This is a genomic window from Rhodococcus sp. 105337, assembly GCF_012844225.1.
Taxonomy (GTDB): Bacteria; Actinomycetota; Actinomycetes; order Mycobacteriales; family Mycobacteriaceae; genus Rhodococcus.
In genome coordinates, this window is record NZ_JABAGQ010000010.1 from 148,331 (window position 1) to 172,635 (window position 24,305).

Below are 24,305 nucleotides of genomic sequence, written 5' to 3' on the forward strand. Positions count from 1 at the left end.
GGAGGAACCCGTGAATGCCGGCCCGGCCCCGACGATGACGCCTCGCATCGGTTGCGACGTGGTGACTGTCGCCGACGTAGCCCGGAGCATCGACCTCTTCGGGGATCGGTACCTGCGACGGGTCTTCACACCGCACGAACTCTCGGTGTGCACCGGGGCCGGCCGCGTTCAGCGACTTGCCGCACGGTTCGCGGCGAAAGAAGCCGTGATGAAAGTGCTCCGCCCGCGCGACGACGCGATTCCGTGGCGCTCCATCGAAATACGCCGTGCGCCGTGGGGCGGATGTGCCGTGCACCTGGACGGTAACGCTGCCGCGCGCGCGTCGGATGAACAGTTGACCGATTTCCAGGTCTCGCTCTCCCACGAGCCCGACTACGCCTTCGCAACCGTGGCCGCGACCCGCACAGCAGTGACAGAAAGAGAACAGGCATGACTGAACAGGCAATCCGCAAGGTGCTCGGAGAGCACGCCAAGCTGTCGGTCGACGCCACAGAACTCGATCTCACTGCGGATCTCTACGAACTGGGACTGACCTCGCACGCGAGCGTCAACGTGATGCTCGCTCTCGAAGACGCATTCGACATCGAGTTTCCCGACGAACTCCTGCGTAAGAGCACCTTTGCGAGCGTCGGTTCCATCCGCTCCGCCCTGACCGAACTGGGTGTCGGGTGAGCGTCGTCGACGCTGCGTTCGGCAGTGCGCCCACACAGTTGTCGTTGCGAGAGCGAGCCGAGATCGTCGGCCGCGACATCGCTGCGGTGTGGGCGGACGAAGTCGATCGCGAAGCCCGGTTCCCTCGTGAGGCCGTCGACGCGCTGCGCGCCCACAAACTGCTCACGTGTGCCGTTCCGGCGGCGCAGGGCGGCGAGGACGCATCGCTGAGCGACCTGTGCGAGATCGCGCGCATCCTGGGCCGTTACTGCGCTTCCACCGCGATGATCTTCGCGATGCACCAGACGCAGATCCTCTCGCTCGTGCGGCATTCGACGCCGGGTGTGGCCGCGTTCGTCGCCGACGCCGCACAGCACGACTACCTCATCGCGTCGGCGACGACCGAACTCGGCACGGGCGGCGACGTGCGCAGTAGCCTCTGCGCAGTCGAGCGCGTCGACGATTCCGTGTCCGTCGTCAAGAACGCCCCGGTCATCTCGTACGGCGAGTACGCCGACGCGGTCCTGGTGACGGCACGCCGTACCACCGACAGCCCGCCGAGCGACCAGGTTCTCGTCGTGTGCCCCCGTGACGGCGTGACTCTCGAGCCGACCGGACCGTGGAACACCCTGGGGTTGCGTGGCACCTGCAGTCCCGGATTCGTCTTGTCCGCAAAGACTTCCGCGGATCTGATCGTGGGTGCGGCGTACTCCGAGATCTCGTCACGGACCATGCTGCCCGTGTCTCACAGTGTGTGGTCGGCCGTGTGGCTGGGAATCGCCGATGCCGCCATGGAGAAATCCCGCGCGTACGTGCGGTCGGCGGCCCGCAAGCAGCCCGGCGTCACTCCGCCCGGTGCGCTGCGTCTCGCGGAGGCGGCCGCCGCTCACCAGCAGTTCGCCGATCTCGTCTTCTCGGCCGCGGGACGTTTCGACCGGACCACGGCTGCGGAAGCAGGTTCGGCGGAGGCCGAATCGCTGACGGGGATGGGGTTCTCGCTGGCGATGAACAATCTCAAGGTCAGTGCCTCCACCGCCGTCGTCGACCTCGTGAACCGGTCGATGCTGATCTGCGGAATCGCGGGCTACCGGGAAGAGGGCCCCTATTCGCTCGGCAGGCACCTGCGTGACGCGCACGGTGCCGCGGTGATGGTCAACAACGACCGCATCATGAACAACTCTGCCCAGATGTCGATCGCATACCGAGGGACGATATGACCAGCACGGCCGTCGGGGACCGCACGGAACTCGAACGGGCACGGCAGGACTTCCAGCAGCAGTTGCTCGCCGCGGGACTGCTCGTCGACACCGCGGTTCCCGGGCTCTACGGCCGCTCCGGCGAATTCGAAGACATCGTCGACGGAATCGACCGGGTCGTGGTCGCGGCCGGCCCGGGCGCGGCGGCGACCCGCCTGCGCTTCCCTCCGGTCTTCCCGCGCACCAGTTTCGAGCGAACCGACTACATCGCCTCGTTCCCGCACCTGACCGGTGCCGTGACGACGTTCGCCGGGACCAACGCCGAACACGCCGAGTTGCTCGCCGCTCGCGCGCGGGGCGAAGCGTGGGATGCCTGGCTCGAACCCGCTGATACCGTCCTGGTCTCGGCGGCATGCCACCCCGCATACGCGAAGTACAGCGGAACCCTGCGTGAGGGTGGCGAACTGCTCGATGTGTACGGCTACTGTTTCCGGCACGAGCCGGCAATCGATCCGGCACGCATGCAGGCGTTCCGCATGCACGAGTTCGTGCGTCTGGGCACCGCCGACGACGCCGCGCAGCACCGCGACACCTGGATCGGGCGCGGACTCGAGGTACTGGACTCGCTCGGCCTCGACGCCACCGCGGTGCCGGCCAACGACCCGTTCTTCGGCCGGGCCGGACGCATGCTCGCGGCGAATCAGCGCCACGAGAACCTCAAAACCGAGTTGACGGTGCGGCTCTACGGAGACCTCGACGACGGCACCGCCGTGGTGTCGTGCAACTGCCACCGCGATCACTTCGGAGACACCTTCGGCATCGTCACGCCGGACGGCGAGGTCGCACACAGTGCGTGCGTAGGTTTCGGAATGGAGCGCATCGCGCTGGCGATGCTGCGCACGCACGGCCTTGCCGTCGGCAACTGGCCGGACTCGGTGCGCAACAGGATGTTTCCGTGACCCGACGCCTCATCGACGTCCAGGTCGAGGACTACGTTCCGCATGCGATCCACGGCGCAGACCGGGTGTGGACCGAAACCAACTGCTACGTCGACCTCTGGGTCGAAGTGCTGCACTCGCTCGGACTCGACCCCGTACCGGCCGCGGCGTGTGCCTTCTCCGCGCGCTTCGACGGCAGCCAGTGGACGTTTCTGAAGTTCAAGCCCGAGGACCTGTTCTCCCTGTACGGCATCGAGGTCGCGGAGATGAACGTGTGGCGCCGGCCCATCGAACATCTCGAAGCGAACGCCGATGCAGGTCTGCTGTCGACTGTCGAGGTGGACGCCTTCTGGCTGCCCGACACGGACGGAACCGGTTACCGCCGAGAGCATTCGAAGACGACCATCGTGCCGAACCTCATCGACCGTGAAGCGGAAGTTCTCGAGTACTTCCACAACAGCGGCTACCATCGCCTCGCCGCAGACGACTTCCGCGGTGTGTTCGGACTCGACGAACCAATTTCCGCCTGGCCGCCCTACCTCGAGCAGGTGCGGCTCGGTGTCTCGCTGCCGGAATGCGACGCCTTCGACGCTGTCGTGCGCCGGCACCTCCGCCATCGGTCCGTTGCCAACCCGGTGCGCGCGCTCGCCGAGCGCGTCCTCGACGACGTCGACCAGTTGAGCTCGGGCGGGATGGAACTGTTCCACCGGTGGACCTTCGGTGTGCTGCGTCAGTGTGGGGCGAGCGCCGAACTCGCAGCCGACATATGTGAATACATGGAGGACCACGGCTATCCGGGCACAGCAACCGCCGCGCCGGGATTCCGGTCGGTCTCCGAGGGAGCGAAGAGCGTGCAGTTCCGCATGGCCCGTGCCGCCCGCGGACGGACTGTAGATCCCGCCGAACAACTCGGCCTGATGGCGGATGCCTGGGATGCCTCGATCACGACGGCCGCGCGCGCTGCCGGATCTCGCTAGGAACAGCACTCGAGCATGGATCTCCTTGCCCAAGCTCAGTGGGTATGCACCGCTGTGGAGCCAGGTTCCGTCGGCCACCCCGACGAACTCGACGCGCTCGACCAGTGGCTACCGGTATCCGTCCCGGGCACCGCGGCGGGAGCCATCCGCGACGCGAACGGGGTGGACGCGGCACGACAGGCGCAGACCGACGCGAGCGACTGGTGGTTCGTCACCGACGTGCCCGCGCGCGGACGCGGGCCGTGGCGCCTGTCCTTCGACGGCCTCGCCACCGAGGCGGAGATCTGGGTGGGATCGCAGCGTGTCGCGGTATCGGAGTCGATGTTCGTCCCGCTCGTCGTGGTCCTCGACGAACTGCCTGGATCGGCTCGAATCGCCCTCCGCTTCCCGTCTCTCGACGCGGCACTGAAGACACGGCGGCCCCGTGGCCGGTGGCGCTCGTCGTTGATCTCCGCCCAGGGTCTTCGCTGGTTCCGCACGACACTCATCGGCCGCGCACCCGTATTCGGTGGGGTGCCCGCTCCGGTCGGGCCCTGGCGGCCGGTCCGACTCCTCGACGGCACCGACCCCGTGACAATCTCCCGTCGCGTCCACACGCATCTGGACGGGAGCGACGGCGTGGTGGAGATCGAAGTCGTGCTCGCCGGACCCGCGGTGACATCGGCCCTCGTCACGGTGGATGAGCAGGAAGCCCGCGCGGAAATCGTCTCCCGACAGGACCGTTCGCAACTCGTTCGTGCTCGCGCCGTGGTACCGAAGGCACGCTTGTGGTGGCCGCATACCCACGGGCAACCGGCCGGGTACAGCGTCGACCTGCACCTCGACGGAAAGGCCCTTCACCTCGGTTCGGCTGGCTTCCGCTCCGTCACGGCAGACTACGACGACAACCGATTCGCGCTGCAGGTCAACGGGATCGACGTGTTCTGTCGCGGCATCGTGTGGACACCCTCCGATCCGATCGGGCTGAACACACCGCGGGAGGCACGGCGAGTGCTCGAGCGGTGCGTCGATGCCGGCATCAACATGATCCGGATCCCCGGGACCACTGTGTACGAACGCGACGACTTCTATTCGGACTGTGCAGAACTGGGAATCATGGTGTGGCAGGACGTCATGCTGGCCACGACCGACCCGCCCGACGACGTAGGGTTCCGCACGTTGCTCGAGGAAGAGTTGCGGTCGTTCGCGCTGAGGCACTCGGGCAACCCCGCACTCGTCGTGCTGTGCGGTGGGAGCGAAACGGAGCAGCAGCCGGCCATGCTCGGAGTGCAGCGAGCGGTCATCCCCGCCATCGACGACGTGCTTCCGGCGATCGCGGACGCGGTCGCTCCGGGAGTCGTCTGGGTGTCGTCGTCACCCTCCGCGCCTCCGGGCTCGGACGCACTGCCGATCGATGTGAGTTCCGGTGTGGCGCATTACTTCGGGGTCGGAGGTTATCGTCGGCCACTCTCCGATGTGCGTGCGGCAGGCGTGCGGTTCGCCGCCGAATGTCTCGCCTTCTCGATTCCTCCCGGAAACGACGCTGTCGAGGCGGCATTCGGCAGTGTGGCCGTCGCGGGTCACCACCCGGCGTGGAAGGCCGCAGTTCCGCGCGACAACGGGGCGTCGTGGGATTTTGAGGATGTTCGGGATCACTACGTGCGCAGTCTATTCGGCGCCGATCCCGCAGCCGAGCGTTGGTCCGACCCCGAACGCTACCTCGATCTCGGACGTGCCGCCGTATGCGAAGCCTTCACCGAAGTCCTCCAGCACTGGCGTCGGCCGGACTCCGGTTGCCGGGGCGCTCTGGTGCTGGCGGCCCGGGATCTGGAACCGGGTGCCGGATGGGGTGTCCTCGACCATGCAGGTGTCCCGAAAGCTCCGTGGTTCGTCCTGCGCCGCGTGTTCGCGCCTGTCACAGCCCTTCTCGTCGACGACGGGCTGGACGGGTTACGGGTCCTGGTGTTCAACGACACCGACCGTCCGCTCGCCGCCACTCTGCACCTCCGTTCCCACACCGCCGCGGGTGTCGTCTCGACCGACATCACAGTGCCGCTGACACTCGCTGCCCACGACGCGCACATTCTGTCGTGGAACGTAGTCACCGGAGGTTTCGCGGACGTGAACCACGCATATCGTTTCGGGACAAAAGCATTCGATGCTGCCTCCGTCCGGTTGGTCGACGCGTCCGGCGTCGTGCTCGCCGAGAATGTCCATCTCATCGGGGGCGCCGCCCGTCCCGTCGAGCGCAACATCGGCCTGAGGGCGACCGCGCACCGATCCGCGAACGGGTGGTCGGTCACGGTGGACACCGACGGCGCTGCTCAATACGTGCGGCTGAACGTGGCCGGGTTCGACGCAACCGATTCGTGGTTTCATCTGCCCCCCGGTGGTTCTCGCACGGTTCCCCTGCGACCGGCCGGTCTCGCGGATCGGCCGACAGGCCGAGTGGCAGCACTCAATTCGGCGGTGACCGCTCCCATATGCGCAGGTGACGGCAGGTAGGTGCTCGTCCGGGGCGCTGGCACCGGAGGCGACACGAGAACGCCGCGGAAACCCGCGCGTGCGTTGCGCACGTCGAAGGGGTATATGTATTCGCAAGGGGGGTCGCACACCCGTCGAGTCGATGCGCGACGGTGTTCGGTAGCGCCTTCCTCCCCGTTTCCGAGAGGAGTCGAAGTGTCTATTCGATCCACATCCAACATGTCGCCGGTGCGTAGGGAGCAGCCCAGGCCTGCCCGGCGGGTCGAACAGGATGGGCCCTCGTTCACCGAGGTCGTCCACTCCCGGTTGTTCTCCAACTATGTGCCGCCCCGAGGAGAAGCGCACCGGATCGTCTGAGGCCGCCGGGCGATGTGCGGCACACTGGAGTGATGAGTGCATCCACGTCAGCCCAGAGCACCCGCATCGTTCTCGCCTCGCGCCCGGACGCCACACCCACCACCGACAACTTTCGCACCGAGGTCGTGGACCTGCCGGAGGTCGGCGAGGGACAGCTCCTCGTGCGGGTCGTCTATCTGTCGCTCGATCCGTATATGCGGGGACGGATGAGTACTGCCAAGTCGTACGCCCCGCCCGTCGAACTCGGTGACGTCATGGTGGCGGGCACCGTCTGTCAGGTCGTCGAGTCCCGCGCCGCCGACATTGCCGCCGGCGACTATGTGCTGGCGGGCGCCGGATGGCAGTCGCACGCGGTGGTCGACGCCGGGGCAGTGCGGAAGCTCGATCCGGCGGCGGCCCCGATCTCGACCGCGGTCGGTGTGCTCGGGATGCCCGGATTCACAGCGTATTCCGGACTGCTGAAGATCGGGCAGCCGAAGCCCGGGGAGACGGTGGCGGTGGCGGCCGCCACGGGCCCGGTGGGATCGGCGGTGGGTCAGATCGCGAAGCTGAAGGGCGCGAGGGCAGTAGGTATCGCGGGTGGCCCCGAGAAGTGCCGCGCACTGACCGAAGAATTCGGGTTCGACGTCGCCTTGGATCATCGCGATCCCGACTTCGCGCAGAAGCTGAAGGACGCCGTCCCCGAGGGTATCGACGTGTATTTCGAGAACGTCGGCGGCGCGGTGCAGGACGCGGTGTGGCCGTTGCTCAACACCTACGCCCGAATCCCGGTGTGTGGACTGGTCGCGCAGTACAACGGCGCTGTCGAGGAGCGGGCAGACCGCCTGCCGAGGTTCTTCTCGTCGGTGCTGACCAAGAGCCTCACGATCCGGGGCTTCATCCAGACCGAGTTCGTCAAGGAGATGTACGGCGACTTCCTGCGCGATGCCTCGGCCTGGGTTCGCGACGGATCGTTGAAGTACCGGGAGGACATCGTCGACGGCCTGGAGAACGCACCGGCGGCGTTCATCGGGATGCTCGAGGGAAAGAACTTCGGAAAGATGCTGGTGCGCGTGGCACCCGAAGAGTAAGCGGGGTCAGCGGCGCGGCGTGCCGGTGCTCCAGAGCGCCCAGAGGATGAGCACCGGCTGGAAGAACAGCCTCACCAGGCGCTTCCGGTCGGTGTCGAGCCCGAACGCGCTGCGCCGCCCGCGGTACTGCGCAAGATTTCCCGGAAAGACCGCCGCGAAGAACAAGGCGGCGATCCGGCCCACCCGGACCCGGTCGCGACCGAGGACGGCCAGCCCCGCGCCGAGCATGATCTCCACTCCTCCGGATGCCATGACCACCCCGTCCTTGTCCATGGGCACCCAGTCGGGCACCTGGGCCTGGAAGTCCTTACGGCCCCAGAACAGGTGACTCAGACCCGCGAAGACCAGTGCGGCGGCGAGCAGGAGTCGCGCGGCCGTACGGGGGCGTGTGGTGGGCGGTGTGTCCGTCCGAAGATCACTCATGCCCCGATGCTACGGAGCGCGACCGCGCTCGTGGCCGGATCAACCGATGCGTTCGAAGACCGCTGCGAGTCCCTGCCCGCCCCCGATACACATCGTTTCCAGGCCGTAGCGGCCCTCCCGCCGGTCGAGTTCGCGCAGCAGAGTGGTGAGGATGCGAGCGCCCGTCGCCCCGACCGGATGGCCGAGCGAAATACCCGATCCGTGCGGGTTCAGCCGCGGATCGTCCGGCTCGAGCCCCCACACGCGCATGACCGCCAGCGCCTGTGCGGCGAAGGCTTCGTTGAGCTCGATGACGTCCATGTCGGCGAGTGTCAGGCCGAGGCGGCCGAGCGCCTTCTCCGTGGCAGGGACCGGGCCGATTCCCATCGTCCGTGGCGGGACACCGGCGACGGCCCAGCTGGCGAGCCGCGCGAGCGGACGCAGTCCGAGCTTCGATGCCTTCTCCGCGGTGGTGACCACCGCGAGCGCGGCACCGTCGTTCTGGCCGCTGGCATTACCGGCGGTCACCGTGGCATCCGGATCTATCCTGCCGCGGATCGGGCGCAGCTTCGCGAGTCCCTCGAGGGTCGTGTCCGCGCGCGGATGCTCGTCGGTGTCGACGGTGATCGGATCGCCCTTGCGCTGGGGAACGCGCACCGGGACGATCTCCTCCGCGAAGATTCCGTTCTTCTGTGCGGCAACCGCGCGGTGGTGCGACTGCACGGCAAGCGCGTCCTGGTCCTCGCGACTGAGAGAGAATTCGGCGCGCAGGTTCTCGGCGGTCTCGATCATGCCGCCGGGCACGGGGAAATCGCGACCGCCGGCGGTCACGCGGGCACGCGCGAGCCGGTCGTTGAGGGCGACTGCCTCTCCCTTCACGCCCCAGCGCATTCCGGTCGCGTAGAACTCGGCCTGGCTCATCGACTCCGCGCCGCCCGCCAGGACGAGGTCGCTGCCGCCGGACTGCACCTGCATCACGGCCTGGAGCACCGCCTGGAGCCCGGAGCCGCAACGACGGTCGACCTGAAGGCCGGGAACATCGACACCCAGGCCGGAATTCAGCGCGGCGATACGGCCGATGGCAGGGTTCTCACCGCTGGGGGAGGCTTGGCCGACAATCACGTCGTCCACGTCCGATCCCGTGATCCCGGTGCGAGCCACGAGTTCCCGGATCACGGTCGCGGCAAGGTCTTCGGGTGCGATGTCCTTCAGGACGCCACCGAATCGGCCGACCGGGGTGCGGAGGGGTTCACAGATCACTACGTCGTTCATGGGTTCCTCGGGGTGGTGTCTCAGTTGGTGCGGGTGCGGACGAGATCGTGGGAGATTGCTTCTGCGGTCGAGATCAGGGAGGGGACGAGAACGTCGTGGACGGTGTCGTCCGGGTATCGCCCGGCGTGGGTGGAGATGTTCATCGACGCCACCACCGCACAGGATTCGTCGCGGATGGGTGCGGCAAGGGAGCGCAGGCCCTCTTCCAGTTCTTGGTCGACGATCGCGTACCCGTCTCTGCGCACCTTCTCGATTTCGGTTCGCAGGTCGTCGACGGTGGTGAGCGTACGAGACGTCATCGGGGTGAGTTCGGCTCGCGTGAGGTACTTTTCGAGTTCGGAAGGCGACAAGCCCGCGAGGAGTACCCGTCCCATGGATGTCGCGTGTGCGGGAAACCTGGTTCCCAAGGTGATGGACACCGTCATGATGCGGCGGACGGGCACGCGCGCGATGTAGACGACGTCGTCGCCGTCGAGCACCGACACCGAGGTCGACTCGTGGACTTTCTCTGCAAGCATTTCGAGATGGGGCCGTGCGACATCCGGCAGGGACAGTGCCGACAGGTAGCTGTAGCCGAGTTCGAGCACGCGGGGTGTGAGCCAGAACTGTGAACCGTCGGTACGCACGTAGCCGAGTTCGACCAGTGTCAGCAGAAACCGGCGCGCGGTGGCGCGCGTGAGGCCGGTCGCCCGTGCAACGTCCGAGAGGGTCTGCCTGGGGTGGTCGGCCCCGAACGCTGTGATCACCGAGAGTCCACGCGCGAGCGATTGGACGTAATCGGTCGACGCGACGGAACCCTCGCGCGGGTCGTTCAGGTCCGAGGTGCTCACGAGGCGGCGCCTTTCGAGGAGGAGTCGAGGAACGAGTGTCGCGCGGGAGATCCACCGCTGCGGATTTCTGTGCTGACGTGGACCGTCCTGCCGTGCTCTGTGCGCGCGATGTGCTCGACATGCAGCGGGACGGTCATCGGTGGTCTCCTGCGGGTCGCTGCGGGCAAGCGGGCCGGTTCAGCGTTCGCTATGTGGACGATCGAACGCGATGCGAACAGCGTAGATCCGCCGGAGCGCGACGTGCAAGGCGCCGCGGAGAGTGTTCACAATGCGAACGCCGGTTCACATTACGCACAATCGGGTCTATTCTGGGATACATGGACAAAGTTGTTGCCTCAGCCGACGAGGCCGTAGCCGACATCCCCGACGGCGTGACCATCGCTGTGGGCGGGTTCGGCCTGGTCGGAATCCCCGAGATACTCATCACCGCGCTCCTGGAACAGGGCGCCACCGATCTCGAGACCGTGAGCAACAACTGCGGCACCGACGGGTTCGGTCTCGGGCTGCTCCTCGAGAAGGGCCGCATCCGGCGCACGATCTCGTCCTATGTCGGCTCCAACAAGGAGTTCGCCCGTCAGTACCTGTCCGGCGAACTCGAAGTGGAGTTGACGCCCCAGGGCACGCTCGCGGAACGGCTACGTGCCGGAGGCGCCGGAATCCCCGCATTCTTCACCCCGGCCGGTGTCGGTACCGCCGTCGAAGAGGGCGGCCTGCCGCTGCGCTACGACGGACACGGTCACATCGCCGCCGCGTCGGAGCCGAAGGAAACCCGCGAATTCGATGGGAAGACCTACGTACTCGAGCGCGGCATCACCGCTGATTACGCTCTCGTCCACGCGTGGAAGGGCGACCGCCACGGCAATCTGGTCTACCGCGCCAGCGCCCGAAACTTCAATCCGCCCGCCGCGGCCTCCGGCCGCATCACCATCGCGCAGGTCGAGCACCTCGTGGAGCCGGGCGAACTCGACCCCAACGAAATCCACACACCAGGCATCCACGTTCAGCGTGTGGTGCACGTCGGCCCGGTCGAGGTCGGCATCGAGAATCGGACGGTGCGAGCATGACCCAGGCAGATATCCGCAGGCTCACCCGTCAGGAGATGGCGGCCCGTGTGGCACGGGAACTGTCCGACGGTCAGTACGTCAATCTCGGTATCGGCATGCCCACGCTGGTGCCGAACTACCTCGATCCCGATATCGAGGTCATCCTGCACTCGGAGAACGGCGTGCTCGGCGTCGGCCCGTACCCGACCGAAGAAGAACTCGACCCGGAACTCATCAACGCCGGCAAGGAAACCATCACGGCTGTTCCCGGTGCGTCGTACTTCGACTCCGCGGCCTCCTTCGGAATGATCCGCGGTGGCCGGATCGACGTCGCGGTTCTCGGGGCCATGCAGGTCTCGGCGAAGGGTGACATCGCGAACTGGATGGTGCCCGGCGCGATGGTCAAGGGGATGGGCGGCGCGATGGACCTGGTCCACGGCGCCAAGCGCGTCATCGTCATGATGGAGCACGTCACCAAGAAGGGCGACCCGAAGATTCTCGAGGAGTGCACACTGCCCCTCACCGGGCGGCATTGCGTCCAGCGCATCATCACCGACATGGCCGTCATCGATGTCACCGACGCGGGTCTGGTGCTCGTCGACACCGCTCCCGGAGTGACCGTGGACGACGTGCTCGCCGCCACCGCCGCGCCTCTCGCCGTCTAGGGTCTCCCGCCCGGTGGGACACGACGCTCCCGCCCCCGCGTGCCGGACGGTTAGCATCTGCCGACGCCGGACCGACGGAGGAACGCAATGGTGGACTGGGCCGAGGAATGCGACGTACTCGTGGTCGGATCGGGAGCGGGCGGGTGCTGCGGCGCGTATACCGCTGCCCGGGAAGGTCTTTCGGTGATACTCATCGAGGCCTCCGAGCACTTCGGTGGGACCACTGCGTATTCCGGTGGCGGGGGAATGTGGTTCCCCACCAATGCCGTATTGCGGCGGGCGGGTGACACGGACACCCTCGACGACGCCCGTACCTATTTCCGTTCCGTGGTCGGAGACCGCACCCCCCGCGACCTGCAGGACACGTTCGTCACCAGTGGCGCGCCCCTCATCGACTACCTCGAAGCGGACGACAACTTCGAGTTCCAGGTGCTGCCGTGGCCCGATTACTTCGGCAAGGCACCCAACGCCAGCGCCACCGGCCGGCACATCTGCGCGGCGCCGCTGCGGGTGCGTGACGACCTCGAACTCAACGAATCCATCCGCGGCCCCCTCGGTCGCGAACGCGCCGGCGAGCGCCTCCGCAGCACCCTCATCGGAGGACGGGCGCTGGTCGGCCGTTTCCTCGTCGCCCTTCGGCAATACCCGAACGCCGACACCCGTCTCGACACCGCCCTCGAAGATCTCGTGGTCGAGAACGGTGGCGTGGTCGGAGCGATCGTCTCGCACGGAGGTGAGCGACGTGCCATCCGCGCACGGCGGGGTGTGGTCCTCGCTGCCGGTGGATTCGAGCGCAACGACGACATGCGGGCCGAATTCGGAGTCCCGGGCCACTCACGCGATTCGATGGGGCCGTGGTCCAACCTCGGCAAGGGGCACCGCGCGGGAATCGCGGCGGGCGCGGATGTCGATCTCATGGACGAAGCATGGTGGTCGCCCGGACTGACGCACCCCGACGGCCGCTCGGCGTTCGCGCTCTGGTTTACCGGTGGAGTGTTCGTCGACGACCGGGGTGAGCGTTTCGTCAACGAATCCGCACCGTACGACCGGATCGGGCATGCCGCCCTCGCACATGCGGAGAGCGGAAAGCTGACCATGCCGTTCTGGATTATCTACGACGACAAAGACGGTCTCGCACCACCCGTCCAGGCCACCAACGTGCCGGTCGCGGAGGCGGAGCAGTACGTCGAGGCCGGTCTGTGGAAGACCGCGGACACGCTCGAGGAACTCGCCGACATGATCGGTGTTCCCGCCGACGTGCTGGCCGCGACGGTCGAACGATTCAACGCCTTCGCGGCGGCCGGCGTCGACGAGGATTTCGGCAGGGGGGACGAACCCTACGATCGCGCGTTCTCGGGTGGCGAGTCGCCTCTCGTGCCGGTGGACACGCCGCCGTTCCACGCAGCGGCGTTCGGACTGTCCGATCTCGGTACCAAGGGAGGGTTGCGCACCGATACCTGTGCCCGTGTGCTCGACACCTCCGGAGCACCGATACCCGGGCTGTATGCGGCCGGTAACACCATGGCGGCGGTCAGCGGAACCGTGTATCCCGGCGGCGGAAACCCCATCGGGGCGAGCATGGTGTTCGCGCACCTCGCGGCACGTGACCTGGCTTCACGCACCTGATCCTTCGTCCGGTGCCCTCGTGTCTCCGGCGTCTCCGGCGTCTCCGGCGTCTCCGGTGTCGCGGTTCGCGTCCGGCGCATCGGGCCCGGGTGAACCGGCGATTTCGGGCACGAGTTCGTAACGCCGGCCGAACGTTTCGATCAGCGATTGGATCACCGCGATGACCGGCACCGAGACGAGCGCGCCGATGGCACCGAACAGTGACGCACCGATGATCACCGCACCGAAGGCCACGGCGGGATGGATGGCCACGGTGCGCGCGGTGACGCGCGGATGCAGCACGTAGTTCTCGATCTGCTGGTAGAGCGTGCCGAAAACCACGACCCACACGGCGTTGATCGGATGCGTCGTTGCCGCGATGATCGCGGGCAAGGCGATCGCCAGGTAGGTGCCCAGTGTCGGGACGAACTGGGAGACGACGCCCGTCCACAGGGCCAGGGGCAGCCAGTAGGGCACATCCAGCGCGACCAGGAACACCCCGGTCGCCACGGTGCTGAAGGCCGCGAGAATGAGGCGGGAGACGACGTAACCGCCGGCCTTGTCCACCGAGATCTCCCAGACGGTCGAAATCACTCGTTGCTGCTGAGCCGGAAACCAACTCGCCACCGTGCGCCGCAGAGCAGGGCCCTCCGCCGACATGTAGAACGCGAAGAGCAGCATCGTCAGCAACTGGAACACGACTTCGAAGAGCGAAGTCACCACACCGAGCACACCCGGAGTGAACCGGGCGGCGAGTTCGCGCACCGTGTCGGGCGTGATGCGGAGATCATCCGAATCGACCGAAAAGTTGGTGTCGAACGTGCGGTTCGCCCACTGGGTGACCGAGGACAACGCGTCCGGCAACGCGGTGACGAGCTGGGAGAGCTGCTCGGCGAGCAACGCGCCGAACAGCGACAGGAACCCGACCACCAGGAGGACCAGCCCGAACAGCACCAGTCCCGCTGCGGCCCCCCGTCGCATCCCGAAGCGTTCCATCCGGTCCACGACGGGCTCGACGGTGATGCTGAAGAGCCACGCGAGGAACAGCAGCCCGAGGAAGCCTTTGAGATTGTGGAACAGCCACCCGGACATCTGGTACGCGGCGATCGCGAACAGGACGTAGAGGATCACGGGGCGGAACCAGCGGGGAAGCCCGGAGCGCTCGACGCGCCGGGCACCACCCCGCGGCGCCCTCGTCGGTTCCGGGCTGTCTACGTCGTCCATGTCGCCCCCGCGGCCGCTACTGATGCAGGCACAGCGAATCTACCGTGGGGAAAGCAAAACCGGCCCGGACTCGTGAGAGTCCGGGCCGGTGGTGGTAGCGGGGACAGGATTTGAACCTGCGACCTCTGGGTTATGAGCCCAGCGAGCTACCGAGCTGCTCCACCCCGCGTTGCCTGACCAACGATACACGACTTTCGGAGACGATTTCACCAGGGTTCCCGCCGCCGGCGATAGTGTGGGACGGACCACAGATTGATGCGGAGAACTCGATGCGGATCGCGCTGTTCGGCACATGTCTCGGCGACACCCTCTTCCCGTCCGCGCTCGAGGCCACCGCTGTCCTGCTCACGAGACTCGGACACGAGGTGGTGTTCCCGCCCGGACAGACCTGCTGCGGCCAGATGCACATCAACACCGGATACCAGCCGGACGCGCTGCCGCTCGTGGAGAACTTCGCGGAGGAGTTCGGCGACACCGCGATCGACGCGGTCGTGGTGCCGTCCGGATCGTGCACAGGGTCGATCCGTCACCAGCACCACATCGTGGCCGACCGCTATGGAACCCCCGCGCTCCGCGGACGGGTGGAGGTGGTGAAGGCCAAGACGTACGAGTTGTCGGAACTGCTCGTCGACGTGCTGGGGGTGACCGACGTCGGTGCGTCGTTCCCCCACCGTGTCACCTACCACCCGACCTGCCACTCGTTGCGGATGATCAGGGTGGGAGACAAGCCGCTCCGGTTGCTGCGCCGGGTACACGACATCGACCTCGTCGAACTTCCCGAAGCCGACGTGTGTTGCGGGTTCGGTGGAACGTTCGCGATCAAGAATGCGGAGACGTCCACCGCGATGCTCGGCGACAAGATCAGAAATGTGGCCTCGACGGGTGCCGAGGTCTGCACGGCCGGAGATTCGTCGTGCCTCATGCACATCGGCGGGGGAATGTCGCGTCTGCGGATGGGGACACGCACCCTGCATCTCGCCGAGATTCTCGCGTCCGTCCGCGAACCCGCTCCGGTGGTGGGCTCGTGACCGCGGCCTCGCTGGGGATGCCGCCGATCCCGCCGCGCGGCACCGGAAACGTGCGCGGAACCGAAACCTTCCCTGCCGCAGCACGACACGAACTCGCCGACGCGCAACTGCGGCGCAATATCGGTAAAGCGACGCACACGATCCGCGGCAAGCGACTTGCGGTCACCGAAGAATTACCGGACTGGGAAGACCTCCGGGTCGCCGGAGAGGGAATCAAGAACGACGTGCTCGCGCGACTACCCGAGTTGCTCGAGCAGTTCGAAGCAGCCGTCGTCGCACGGGGCGGTGTGGTGCATTGGGCCGCAGATGCCGACGAGGCCAATGCACTGGTGACACAACTGGTTCGGGAAGCGGGGGCGGACGAAGTCATCAAGGTGAAGTCCATGGCCACCCAGGAGATCGGTCTCAACGAACATCTCGAGTCCGAGGGCATCACCGCGCACGAGACCGACCTCGCCGAACTCATCGTCCAACTCGGCCACGACACACCGTCGCACATTCTCGTGCCCGCCATCCATCGCAACCGGTCCGAGATTCGCAGCATCTTCCTCAGCGAGATGGACGGCGTGGATCCCGATCTCGACGCGAACCCGGCACATCTCGCCGAAGCATCCCGGAAATACTTGCGGCACAAGTTCATGACGGTGCCGGTCGCGGTCTCGGGAGCGAACTTCGGCATCGCCGAAACCGGGACACTCGCGGTGGTCGAATCCGAAGGCAACGGACGAATGTGCCTGACATTGCCGCAGACCCTCATCACCGTCATGGGTATCGAGAAGCTTCTGCCCACCTACCGTGATCTCGAGGTGTTCCTCCAATTGCTCCCGCGATCGTCGACGGGGGAACGGATGAACCCGTACACCTCGATGTGGACCGGTGTCACCCCCGGGGACGGACCACAGACGTTCCACCTGATCCTGCTCGACAACGGACGCACCGCAACCCTTGCGGACACCGTCGGACGAGCGGCGCTGCGCTGCATCCGCTGCTCAGCATGCTTGAACGTGTGCCCGGTGTACGAACGCACCGGCGGTCACGCCTACGGGTCGACGTATCCCGGCCCGATCGGTGCGGTGCTCACCCCGCAACTGGCCGGCATGGACGAACCCCACGACCCCAATGCCACCCTGCCGTTCGCGTCGAGCCTGTGCGGCGCCTGTTTCGACGCCTGCCCGGTCCGAATCGACATTCCGTCCCTGCTGGTCGAATTGCGGCACCAGAAAGCCGAGCACGCGCGGCCGGGTGCCGAAGCCGCGGCCATGAAGGCGGCCTCGTTCGCGATGTCTTCGGCCGCGCGATGGACCGCAGCCCAGAAGGCCGCGGGCATCGCGCGACTGCTCGCGGGACGGAAGGGTCGCATCACGACGCTGCCGTGGCCGCTGAGCGGGTGGACCGACGCCCGCGATATCGCCGCACCTCCGAAACAGACGTTCCGTCAGTGGTGGGACACCGAAGAACGTCGGATCACCCTCGAACGGGCGAGACAATCGGGGGAACAGTCATGAGTTCGAAAGACGTTGTCATGGGGCGTATCCGAGATGCACTGATGCTGTCGGACTCTCCTCCCGTGGAGGTTGTCCGCCGCTACCGGACAGGAAGGACACTGCCCGACGACCAGCGTTACGAGATGTTCGCCGACAGGGTGCGTGACTACAAGGCGACCGTGCATCGTCACACCTCCGCGGAACTTGCGAGTGCGCTCTCCGGGATTCTCACCGAACTCGGAGTGCAGAGCCTCGGGGTGCCGCCCGGACTGGACCGGTCGTGGCTCGCGGAATTCGATGGCCGGATCGTCGTCGACTCTCCGGAAGTGCCCGCTCCCGACCTGGGGCAACTCGACGGTGTGCTCACCGGATCGGCTGTGTCGTGTGCGGAAACGGGCACCATCTTCCTCGACGGAAGCCCGGATCAGGGTAGGCGAGCACTCACGCTGGTGCCCGACCTCCACGTGTGCCTGGTGGGACTGGATACCCTCGAAGTCGGTGTGCCCGAGGCGCTGGCGAGGCTGGTGCCCGAGCGGCCCACCACACTCGTCAGCGGGCCCTCCGCGACCAGCGACATCGAACTCGAACGTGTCGAAGGGGTGCACGGTCCGCGGACACTCGTGGTGGTCGTCGTCGGCTGAGCGGCGGAGGTCAGATCCGGGCGACGAAGTTGTGCGCTTCCCGGGCGGCGTGCCGCCAGGTGTCCAAGGTGCCGGCAAGGTCGTTTCCGTCGAGTGGGAAAGCAACCCACTCCTTCATGGTCCGGCTTCCCATCGTGACGTGGTGGGCGGTTCCGGTGTCGACCGCTTCCAGAGCGCGGGAACGGGGAAGTTTGACGATCAAGCGCTGGTCCCCACCGAGAAACGCGAAGATTCTGCCTCCCACGCGCAGGCCCGGGCTGCGGAACATCGTGCCCATCTCGACCGCGGGATCACTGCGATACTCGACTGCGATCTCGTCGAGGAATGCTTGTGCCGGATCAGGATCGGTTTCATAGGACAGATCGGTTTCGTCGGACACGGGCTTCTCCTGGCGATGGAGTCGACGGGACAACCGTCCGACGACCGTACCCCGGGATCCGTGGTGCACGGCGTCGATCGCCGGACATAGTCGGCAGGTGTGGCGTGTCAGTTCTGCAGTTTCCACGATGCCAGGTCGATGGCGGTCGCGACCGATTCGGTCAGCACCTCCACGCGCTCGGCCGGGCCGGGTGTCGCGAGCACCGCATACCGATCCGCCTCACCCATGGGAATGTGACGCGCGATCGCGAACAACCGCGCGCCCGGATCGTCGGGAAGCTCCGTGGGGGACGGCAGCGGTGGAGCATTGCCGTCGGTCAGGCGGTCGAGGAGATCGTGAAGACGCTCGAGTGCCTCCATCAGCGGCGCCATGTCGACCGGCCCCGAGTCGGTATCGGGCCACGGTTCCACCTCCGCGCGCGGATACGGATCGTCCGGGAGCCAGTGATCGATGCGGATCCGTTCTTCCGCAACGCATTCCAGAACGTGCCGTCCGCCGCCGATTTCGGTGTCGAGGAGGATTCTCGCGACGGTCCCCACGTCGTTGCGCTGATCGCCGCCGCCGACCTCGTGTCCCCGTGCAATGAGCACCACGCCGAAACGCGGGCCGTCCGGCGCGGTCGAGCAGTCGCGTACGAGTTGCTGGTAACGCGGCTCGAAGACGTGGAGCGGTAGGCCGGCTCCGGGGAGTAGTGCGGTACCCAGAGGGAACATGGGGAGAATCGGCATCAGGGCATCCTCAGCATCGGGATCGGTGGTTCGTCGGTGGGGTCGCCGCGTTCGATCTCGGTCAGGAGATGAGTTGCCCACGCGGACAATCCGTCGATGTCGAGGCCGTACGGTGGTGCGTCCTCGTAGTGGCGGATACGCGACCTGCCCTGTTGTAGCAGCGAGGCGGCGCCTCGGGGGTTGCCGCGCAGCAGGTGGGTCAGGCCCACGGCGAGCTGAGCGAGACCCTGCCACAGCGGGCGTTCTTCGGGCGGAGCCTTTTTCCACATGGATTCGAACACTTCGTGGGCGTGGAACGGATGCCCCTGATCGAGCAGTCGCTGCCCTTCGGAAATGGTCTCCTCGGTGTCGAGATCGAGGTCGTCGGGGACGCGCGGGACGCCCTCTTCGCCGGGTGGCAGGGGACGGCCGAGCGCGTCACGGGGACGTGCGTTCTGCGGTCGGCCGTCGGGGGTGCGGTCCCGATCCGTCATGGCCTTCAGGGTAGACGACAGTGGACGTCGGCGGATCGCCGCAAAGGCTGGTCAGTACGGTTGCAGCGGCCGGCGGAACTGTGTTCGCGGTGCGGCGCGTGCGACGTCCAGACGCGACGACAACTCGGTGTGCAGCGCTTCGGTCGTGCCGGGAGCCACGCGCGTGTCGGCACCCTGGACGAACAGATACCGGCCGTCGTCGGCGACATCGAACCAGCCCACGTCACCCGCCCCGGTAGGACCTGTGCCGGGGGAGCGGAGAAGAAACCGGATGCTGCCGGTCGCCGTCCTGGGTCGGAGCAGGACGTCGCGAACGGCCGGTGCCGCCCCACCGCCGAGCGGGAGACGCACGGCGGTGTTGACGGGCAGATCCAGGAGCGAGCGTGTCGGCGCGGTGTGCTCCGGTATCCGGCCGGGTGGAACGGTGGGCAGCAATGCGGCGATCGACCTGGGAAGCCCGCCGATCGGCATGGTCGTGACCTCGATGTCTCCGGCGTTCACGTGCTGCCGGGCCAGAACGGCGTCCTCTCCGGCGACGGCACCCGCGAGGAACAGCGATTCGCCCGGACGGGACGAGTTCGCATAGATCTCGATCGCGATCTCACCCGCGCGCAGAATGTGGAGCGCGCGTTCGAGGACAGGGTCGTCGAGTTGTTGCCGCCATCGTTCGGCTGCGCGGAGGTCGGCGATATGTTCGTCTTCCCACCGGGCCGCGGAGCGGTACCGCAGGGGGAACGGCAGGTCGTCGTCTCCCGAGGCGGTCCACAGAGACCGAAACCGATCCGGTGTCAGGCGTTGGCTCATGTCGGGTCCGCCCCCAGCACGGGCGGCGCGGTGTCCGGTATCGAGCCGATGAGTTCGCTGCCGTGGTCGTTGGTGACGAGGTAACCGGGGACGCGGCGCTGGTCGTCGTTACCCTGCGCCGAACTCGGCGGCATCATGCCGGGATACATGCCCATCGGGCGTGCGCCACCGTTGCGTGACCCGGCCGCTGCCTGTGGTGCCGAGCGGTCGGTTCCCGCAGGTGCCGCTCCGCCGAGGGCACCGGCGCCGAGCCCCTGACCCCAGGGTGACGAGACACCGCCACCTGCGCCGCCGGCGCCGCCGGAGGCTCCGAGGCCGGCGGGAGATCCGGAGGCCCCGGAACCATACGGCTGACCGGGCAGTGGTGACGGCCCCGAGGTGCCGGCCGGTGTGGTCGTTGCCGGATCGGAGCCGGAAGCTTCGAACGGGCTTGGCTGCGCCGCATTCTCGCGCTTCGCGGAACGGTCTTCCGAATTGTCGTGGGGTCCGTCGGCCGTACGGGACGTCGCGGAATCGAGGTCTTCGCGGCGGTTCGAGCCGAACCCTCCCGCCGTCGGATCCACGCCCGCGGAATCTCGGCCGGACTCGCTCGCGGCGCCCCATTGCCGGCCACCGGCAACCTCTCCGCCGGACGCCGTGGCCGCCACAAACGGCGGCGGGAGCACCGGAACCGCCGCACCCGAATCCCGGTAGTACGGCTTGTACAGCGATTCCATCACATGCACCGACTGCACCCGGATCGCTTCCGCTTGTCGTGCGGCCTCGGCCCCGGCCACCGGATCGAGCGCGGTGAACGCCATCGGAATCCGGGCGGTGGGCGGCGGAACGGACGACTTGACCCGTTCCCCGACATCCGCGGCGATGTGCAACTTCTGGGCGACCGCCTGCGCTGCGTCGCACAGTTGCTGAGCCGATTCGCCGAAACGCCGGGTGGCTTCGGCCGCCGCCGTTGCTGCGTCTCCTTCCCAGTGCCGCGCGATCCGGTCGCGGATCATCACGGTGCCGAGCGAGACCGCAAGGCTGAAACCCTTTCCCAGCTCGGCCCATTCACCGGCCAGTGTGGTCATCGCGATAGGGCTGATGGTCTGGGCGATGCGATAGATCTCGGCATGCTCCATGCTGTGGAAGTTCTCGAAGTCGCGGATGTATTCGGGATCGAATCCCGCGTCGAGTCGCGCGGCGAGTTCGTCGTGCCGGGCCTGTCGCCTGGTGACCGACCCGGGCACACCCGAGCCGAGAAGAGGTTGGAGGAGTTCTTCCAGCGGAGTGTCGTCCGACATGCAGCTACCGCCCTTGTCCGACGAATGTCAGCGCGTACGCGCGCTGTGAACCGGTGACGGCTCCTTCGCCGCCGGAACGCGACGCGACTCGATGTTCCCCCACCACGACCCCCCGATCTGTTGGTGGCGAGATGCTAGCGCACCGCACCCACCAGGCGCAGTGCGAGATCGGCGTACAGGGTGCTGATGGCCTCGGGCTCGCTGTAGCGGCCGGACGGATACCACCGGCAGATGTCGACGCACAGCGACATGAGCGCGAGGGTGACGCCTTCGGCGTCGGGGACGGTGAACTCACCGGACTCGAGCCCCGCGTCGACCACGTCCCTGACGACCTGGGTCGTCTGCCGGCGCAGCCCGGTGATGATGCGGTAGTGGTCGCGGTCGAGGGCGTTCAGTTCGTACTGGATGACTCGCGCGCGCCGGTGATGTTCGGCTTGCCATCCGGCGAACCGGCCGATGACGGAGGAGAGGCGCGTGACGGCGTCGGCGCCGGGGATGTCGGCGTCCCGCGCTACCCGCAGGGCGAGGTCGTGCCCCTCGTAGGAGATGGCATAGAGAAGCTCTTCCTTCGACTTGTAGTGCGGATACATCGCGGCGGGACTCATCTCCAGCCGGGTGGCGATCTGCCGGGTGGTCGTGCCTCCGTAACCGTGTTCCGCGAACGCCTCGATTGCGGCCTCGCGGAGGCGCGCGGCTGCCTTCGAGGTGCTGATGACGCCGGTGCTCGGTGTGGTCACGGTTTACTCCAGTTCTTGCCTGCTCGTGTGGTTGACAGGCTCACCACAACGCTTCATCATAAGCGAGTGCTTAGAAAATAAGCACTCGCTTATTTCACTCTAGGAGCTTTGGATGCGACGCACCCTGTACGGTCCCGATCACGAGGCCTTCCGGGACTCGGCCCGGGAGTTCGTCAATCGGTTCGTACTGCCCCGTGCAGAGGAACTCATCGATCGCCACGAGATTCCCCGCGACATCTGGCTCGAAGCCGGTAAGGCGGGCTTCCTGGGGCTCGAGATCCCGGAGCGCTTCGGTGGCATGGAGGCCGGTGACTACCGCTTCAACGCGATCGTCGCCGAGGAATTCGCGCGTGCCAACATGGCGCTGTCGTCCTCGATGGGTATCCACTCGGACATCACGGTTCCGTACATCGTGCACCTCGGCAACGAGGAGCAGCGCGAACGCTGGCTGCCCCGTTGTGCGACAGGCGAGCTCATCTGTGCCATCGGCATGACCGAGCCCTCCGGCGGCTCCGACCTCGCCAACCTCAAGACCACGGCTGTCCGCGACGGCGACGACTGGATCCTCAACGGCGCCAAGACATTCATCACCAACGGTTACAACTGCGACCTGGTGGTCGTGGCCGCCCGCACCGACCCCACGAAGGGCGCCAAGGGCATTTCGCTGCTCGTCGTCGAGCGCGGTATGGAGGGCTTCGAGAACGGCCGCAAGCTCGACAAGGTGGGACAGCCCGAGGCCGACACCGCCGAACTGTTCTTCAAGGACGTCCGGGTTCCGGGCGCGAATCTCCTCGGCGAAGAAGGCATGGGCTTCATCTCGATGATGAAACTGCTGCCGCAGGAACGCCTCGGCTCCGCCGTCAACAACGTGCACCATGCCAAGCACATTCTCCTGGAGACTCTCGAGTACTCGAAGGAACGCAAGGCATTCGGTCAGGCCATCGGCACCATGCAGTACAACAAGTTCCTGCTCGCCGAACTGGTGACCAAGATCGAGGTCGCCGAAGCGTACGTCGACCAGGCTGTCGAGGCCCACGCCGACGGCAAGCTCACCGCGGTCGACGCGGCGAAGGCCAAGTGGTGGAGTGCGCAGACCCAGTCCGAGGTCCTCGACGCGTGTGTTCAGATCCACGGTGGGTACGGGTACATGAACGAATACCGTGTCGCGCGGGCATGGCGGGACGCCCGTGTGACGAAGATCTGGGCCGGCACCAACGAAATCATGAAGGAACTCATCGGCCGCGATCTCGGCCTGTAGTCCCGGCAGACGATTCCCGACCGACAACTCTCGAAGGAGCTTCCGATGCCCGAAGCAGTGATCGTCTCAGCAGTACGCTCGCCCATCGGGCGCGCGATGAAGGGGTCTCTCAAGACACTCCGGCCCGACGACATGACCACGCAGATGGTCGCCGCGGCACTCGCGAAGATTCCGGACCTGGATCCGGCGGAGATCGACGACCTGATGGTCGGCTGTGGCCAGCCCGCCGGCCAGTCCGGCTTCAACATCGCCCGCGTGGTCGCCGTGCAGCTCGGCTACGACTTCCTTCCCGGCGTGACCGTCAACCGGTACTGCTCGTCGTCGCTGCAGACCACCCGCATGGCGCTGCACGCGATCAAGGCCGGCGAGGGCGACGTGTTCATCTCCGCCGGTGTGGAGTCGGTGTCGAGCTTCGTGACCGGCAACGCCGACGGCCTGCCGAACACCAAGAACCCCTTGTTCGCGGACGCAGAGGCGCGGACCGAAACTCTTGCCCAGGGCGGTACGGCCTGGACGGATCCGCGGTCCGAAGGAACACTGCCCGACGTCTACATCGCGATGGGTCAGACCGCCGAGAACGTCGCGTCCTACACGGGGATTTCCCGCGAAGACCAGGACCGGTGGGGCGTGCGCTCACACAACCGGGCCGAGGAAGCCATCAAGTCGGGGTTCTTCGAGAAGGAAATCACGCCGCTCACACTCCCCGACGGCACGGTCGTCTCGACCGACGACGGCCCGCGCGCCGGCACCACGTACGAGAAGGTCAGCCAGCTCGAGCCGGTGTTCCGTCCGGACGGCAC

At 66.8% G+C, this 24,305-nt stretch carries 25 protein-coding genes, 1 tRNA gene and 1 pseudogene; 15 read left to right on the top strand and 12 right to left on the bottom strand.

The annotated features are described in order from the left end of the window. The first annotated feature begins 34 nt into the window (after window positions 1-34). The 7 genes from HF886_RS16270 to HF886_RS16300 all read left to right on the top strand — a co-directional run bounded on the left by HF886_RS16270 (window position 35) and on the right by HF886_RS16300 (window position 7,652). The gene (locus HF886_RS16270; RefSeq protein ID WP_169622965.1) at window positions 35-433 is read left to right on the top strand and encodes a holo-ACP synthase; all 399 of its coding nucleotides are present in this window, start codon (window positions 35-37) and stop codon (window positions 431-433) included. Beyond that, window positions 430-672 carry an acyl carrier protein gene (locus HF886_RS16275; protein ID WP_169622941.1) on the top strand — a complete coding sequence of 81 codons (243 nt, stop codon included), beginning with the start codon at window positions 430-432 and terminating at the stop codon, window positions 670-672. The genes HF886_RS16270 and HF886_RS16275 overlap by 4 nt, the downstream gene beginning before the upstream one ends. Beyond that, the gene (locus HF886_RS16280; protein WP_169652862.1) at window positions 669-1,868 is read left to right on the top strand and encodes an acyl-CoA dehydrogenase family protein; all 1,200 of its coding nucleotides are present in this window, start codon (window positions 669-671) and stop codon (window positions 1,866-1,868) included. The genes HF886_RS16275 and HF886_RS16280 overlap by 4 nt, the downstream gene beginning before the upstream one ends. Further along, the gene (locus HF886_RS16285) at window positions 1,865-2,806 is read left to right on the top strand and encodes an amino acid--[acyl-carrier-protein] ligase (RefSeq protein ID WP_169652863.1); all 942 of its coding nucleotides are present in this window, start codon (window positions 1,865-1,867) and stop codon (window positions 2,804-2,806) included. Before HF886_RS16280 ends, HF886_RS16285 begins: the two co-directional genes overlap by 4 nt. Next, window positions 2,803-3,762, top strand: coding sequence for a DUF1839 family protein (locus tag HF886_RS16290; protein WP_169652864.1), 960 nt, complete (start codon window positions 2,803-2,805; stop codon window positions 3,760-3,762). The genes HF886_RS16285 and HF886_RS16290 overlap by 4 nt, the downstream gene beginning before the upstream one ends. 15 nt (window positions 3,763-3,777) lie before the next feature. Next, window positions 3,778-6,246, top strand: a complete 2,469-nt coding sequence (locus HF886_RS16295; protein ID WP_169652865.1) for a glycoside hydrolase family 2 protein — start codon at window positions 3,778-3,780, stop codon at window positions 6,244-6,246. A 368-nt stretch (window positions 6,247-6,614) separates the two neighbouring features. Continuing rightward, window positions 6,615-7,652 carry an NADP-dependent oxidoreductase gene (locus tag HF886_RS16300; RefSeq protein WP_169652866.1) on the top strand — a complete coding sequence of 346 codons (1,038 nt, stop codon included), beginning with the start codon at window positions 6,615-6,617 and terminating at the stop codon, window positions 7,650-7,652. A gap of 6 nt (window positions 7,653-7,658) precedes the next feature. Here HF886_RS16300 and HF886_RS16305 read toward each other — a convergent pair whose 3' ends face one another. Genes HF886_RS16305 through HF886_RS16320 form a run of 4 tightly spaced genes read right to left on the bottom strand, consistent with a single transcriptional unit; the run spans window position 7,659 to window position 10,293 of the window. After that, window positions 7,659-8,075 (bottom strand): hypothetical protein, encoded by a 417-nt coding sequence (locus tag HF886_RS16305; RefSeq protein ID WP_169622947.1) that lies wholly within the window; start codon window positions 8,073-8,075, stop codon window positions 7,659-7,661. A 39-nt stretch (window positions 8,076-8,114) separates the two neighbouring features. Beyond that, window positions 8,115-9,326 carry an acetyl-CoA C-acetyltransferase gene (locus HF886_RS16310; RefSeq protein WP_169652867.1) on the bottom strand — a complete coding sequence of 404 codons (1,212 nt, stop codon included), beginning with the start codon at window positions 9,324-9,326 and terminating at the stop codon, window positions 8,115-8,117. A gap of 20 nt (window positions 9,327-9,346) precedes the next feature. After that, a complete protein-coding gene (locus tag HF886_RS16315) occupies window positions 9,347-10,156 on the bottom strand; it encodes an IclR family transcriptional regulator (protein ID WP_346765388.1) in 810 nt (269 codons plus the stop codon). After that, window positions 10,153-10,293 (bottom strand): hypothetical protein, encoded by a 141-nt coding sequence (locus tag HF886_RS16320; RefSeq protein ID WP_169652868.1) that lies wholly within the window; start codon window positions 10,291-10,293, stop codon window positions 10,153-10,155. Before HF886_RS16320 ends, HF886_RS16315 begins: the two co-directional genes overlap by 4 nt. Before the next feature lie 180 nt (window positions 10,294-10,473). On the opposite strand from HF886_RS16320, the gene HF886_RS16325 reads away from it, so the two are divergent. From HF886_RS16325 to HF886_RS16335, 3 genes are all read left to right on the top strand, one after another. Continuing rightward, the gene (locus HF886_RS16325) at window positions 10,474-11,220 is read left to right on the top strand and encodes a CoA transferase subunit A (protein ID WP_169622950.1); all 747 of its coding nucleotides are present in this window, start codon (window positions 10,474-10,476) and stop codon (window positions 11,218-11,220) included. Further along, entirely contained in the window at window positions 11,217-11,864 is a 648-nt protein-coding gene (locus HF886_RS16330) for a CoA transferase subunit B (RefSeq protein WP_169622951.1), read from the top strand. Before HF886_RS16325 ends, HF886_RS16330 begins: the two co-directional genes overlap by 4 nt. A gap of 87 nt (window positions 11,865-11,951) precedes the next feature. After that, window positions 11,952-13,490, top strand: coding sequence for an FAD-binding protein (locus HF886_RS16335; protein ID WP_169652869.1), 1,539 nt, complete (start codon window positions 11,952-11,954; stop codon window positions 13,488-13,490). On the opposite strand, the gene HF886_RS16340 is transcribed toward HF886_RS16335, so the two are convergent. Together HF886_RS16340 and HF886_RS16345 are read right to left on the bottom strand one after the other, a co-directional pair. After that, window positions 13,479-14,693 carry an AI-2E family transporter gene (locus tag HF886_RS16340; RefSeq protein WP_169652870.1) on the bottom strand — a complete coding sequence of 405 codons (1,215 nt, stop codon included), beginning with the start codon at window positions 14,691-14,693 and terminating at the stop codon, window positions 13,479-13,481. The genes HF886_RS16335 and HF886_RS16340 overlap by 12 nt on opposite strands. Window positions 14,694-14,785: 92 nt before the next feature. Beyond that, window positions 14,786-14,862, bottom strand: a tRNA-Met gene (locus HF886_RS16345). 100 nt (window positions 14,863-14,962) lie between these two features. Between HF886_RS16345 and HF886_RS16350 the strand changes: the two genes are divergently transcribed. From HF886_RS16350 to HF886_RS16360, 3 genes are read left to right on the top strand one after another with little or no spacing between them, the layout of a single operon-like run. After that, window positions 14,963-15,721, top strand: coding sequence for a (Fe-S)-binding protein (locus tag HF886_RS16350; RefSeq protein ID WP_169652871.1), 759 nt, complete (start codon window positions 14,963-14,965; stop codon window positions 15,719-15,721). Between the two features lie 17 nt (window positions 15,722-15,738). Further along, window positions 15,739-17,226 (top strand): lactate utilization protein B, encoded by a 1,488-nt coding sequence (locus HF886_RS16355; protein ID WP_169652883.1) that lies wholly within the window; start codon window positions 15,739-15,741, stop codon window positions 17,224-17,226. Further along, a complete protein-coding gene (locus HF886_RS16360) occupies window positions 17,223-17,846 on the top strand; it encodes an LUD domain-containing protein (protein WP_169652872.1) in 624 nt (207 codons plus the stop codon). Before HF886_RS16355 ends, HF886_RS16360 begins: the two co-directional genes overlap by 4 nt. A 10-nt stretch (window positions 17,847-17,856) precedes the next feature. Here the strand turns inward: HF886_RS16360 and HF886_RS16365 are convergent, their stop codons facing one another. The 6 genes from HF886_RS16365 to HF886_RS16390 form a co-directional block, all read right to left on the bottom strand. Further along, window positions 17,857-18,225 carry a hypothetical protein gene (locus tag HF886_RS16365; RefSeq protein WP_169652873.1) on the bottom strand — a complete coding sequence of 123 codons (369 nt, stop codon included), beginning with the start codon at window positions 18,223-18,225 and terminating at the stop codon, window positions 17,857-17,859. A 107-nt stretch (window positions 18,226-18,332) separates the two neighbouring features. Continuing rightward, on the bottom strand, window positions 18,333-18,953 hold the full coding sequence (locus HF886_RS16370; RefSeq protein ID WP_169622957.1) for an LON peptidase substrate-binding domain-containing protein: 621 nt from the start codon (window positions 18,951-18,953) through the stop codon (window positions 18,333-18,335). Then, the gene (locus HF886_RS16375; protein WP_169622958.1) at window positions 18,953-19,426 is read right to left on the bottom strand and encodes a DUF309 domain-containing protein; all 474 of its coding nucleotides are present in this window, start codon (window positions 19,424-19,426) and stop codon (window positions 18,953-18,955) included. Before HF886_RS16375 ends, HF886_RS16370 begins: the two co-directional genes overlap by 1 nt. 51 nt (window positions 19,427-19,477) lie before the next feature. Continuing rightward, window positions 19,478-20,230: an ESX secretion-associated protein EspG gene (locus tag HF886_RS16380; protein ID WP_169652874.1), complete on the bottom strand. Its 753-nt coding sequence runs from the start codon at window positions 20,228-20,230 to the stop codon at window positions 19,478-19,480. Continuing rightward, a complete protein-coding gene (locus tag HF886_RS16385; RefSeq protein ID WP_169652875.1) occupies window positions 20,227-21,510 on the bottom strand; it encodes a hypothetical protein in 1,284 nt (427 codons plus the stop codon). Before HF886_RS16385 ends, HF886_RS16380 begins: the two co-directional genes overlap by 4 nt. 134 nt (window positions 21,511-21,644) lie before the next feature. Continuing rightward, window positions 21,645-22,247 (bottom strand): TetR/AcrR family transcriptional regulator, encoded by a 603-nt coding sequence (locus HF886_RS16390; protein ID WP_169622961.1) that lies wholly within the window; start codon window positions 22,245-22,247, stop codon window positions 21,645-21,647. Window positions 22,248-22,359: 112 nt separating this feature from the next. Between HF886_RS16390 and HF886_RS16395 the strand changes: the two genes are divergently transcribed. Both HF886_RS16395 and HF886_RS16400 read left to right on the top strand, forming a co-directional pair. Next, entirely contained in the window at window positions 22,360-23,505 is a 1,146-nt protein-coding gene (locus tag HF886_RS16395) for an acyl-CoA dehydrogenase family protein (protein WP_169622962.1), read from the top strand. A 45-nt stretch (window positions 23,506-23,550) separates the two neighbouring features. Then, window positions 23,551-24,305, top strand: a pseudogene (locus tag HF886_RS16400) (acetyl-CoA C-acyltransferase); the annotation flags it as partial.